2 protein-coding genes are annotated in these 1,224 nt (G+C 61.3%); both read right to left on the minus strand.

Annotated elements, in window-relative coordinates; genetic code table 11:
• A partial coding sequence (locus HN413_15115; protein MBT3391727.1) for an FAD-binding oxidoreductase occupies nucleotides 1-395 on the minus strand: 395 nt, incomplete at its 3' end.
• A partial coding sequence (locus tag HN413_15120) for an FAD-dependent oxidoreductase (GenBank protein MBT3391728.1) occupies nucleotides 392-1,224 on the minus strand: 833 nt, incomplete at its 5' end. The genes HN413_15120 and HN413_15115, both read right to left, overlap by 4 nt.

Below are 1,224 nucleotides of genomic sequence, written 5' to 3' on the forward strand. Positions count from 1 at the left end.
GCCAACTCCGGTTCCAGTTCCCGCAGTTCCCCGGGGGTGAGCACTTCGGCGCGTTGACCGGATGCGCTTAGGGCGTTGGCTTTCTCTTTGCCTGCCTCCATTTGGTCCGCCTGTTCAGCCAGAAATATCGTCCCGGCCTGTTCAAAACCGATTTCTGCATCCAGTTCTGCGGCGAGATCGCGCCAGAGTTTCTGGCTGGCAAGCCCCAGCGATAGCTCCGCGCCGGGCAGTTTATCCCACTGAAGGATCAGGCCATCACAGGCGCGCGAAGTGCCGCTGGCGGGAAAATCGCGCTCGATGAGATGCACCGCGAGGCCGCGCTCACTGAGATAGTAGGCACAGGCTGCTCCCACGATTCCGCCGCCAATGATGATTGCATCTGCCGTGGTGTTCATGGCCGTTGCTCCTGTGCCAACGCGCCGAGCGAGATGGGTTTAAGCGGTGGGCGCGGTCGGAATTGCCCGGCAGCCTCGGGCGGTTCGTGGGTTTGGCTGGCGATCAGGCGGGTAAGCAACGGGCCGCAGGTGCGCCCCTGGCATTGGCCCTGCCCAATGTGGATGCTGTTCTTCAGGCCGCCAAGGGTGTGGTTGCCCTGGCGGACAGCCTGACGAATTTCACCGGCGCGTACTTCCTGGCAGCGGCAAATGATGGTTTCGTCGCTGGCGAGGGTGTTCAGCGCCAGCGGAGGGGCAAATAATGTGTTGAGCATGACGGCGAAGCGACGCAGGGGGCGCAGTTGGCGTTGCAGGGCAGGAATCTGGTTGAAGCGGCGCGTGATTGCCAGCGCCGCAATTTGCCCCTCCATCAAGGCCATGTCCGCGCCGCCAACTCCGGCGGCTTCGCCGACCGCGTATATACCGGGCTGGCTGGTTTGCAGATATTTATCGCGTGCGGGAACCCAGCCACCGCGCGTTGTACTGTATTCGTGCTGGCATTCGGCCAGTTGCGCTAACTCGGTGTTGGGGATAAGCCCAAAGCCCAGGCAGAGCGTATCGGCGGCGATTTCTTTTTCGCTGCCGGGGACGGGTCTCCCACGGGGGTCTAGCTTCGCTGTGACTATATATTCGAGCTGGCCTTTGCCCGTTGCCTGGATGACCGTTTGCCCAAAGCGATAGGGAATTTTGTGTCGTTGGATTGTCCTGAGATAAGTGTTGCCTTCAAGCAGGCGGTTGAAATTACCCCAAAGCGCGTTGACATGCGGCAGCCATGCGCCAGGGTGTGTGG

Source organism: Chloroflexota bacterium, from assembly GCA_018648225.1.
Taxonomy (GTDB): domain Bacteria; phylum Chloroflexota; class Anaerolineae; order Anaerolineales; family UBA11858; genus NIOZ-UU35.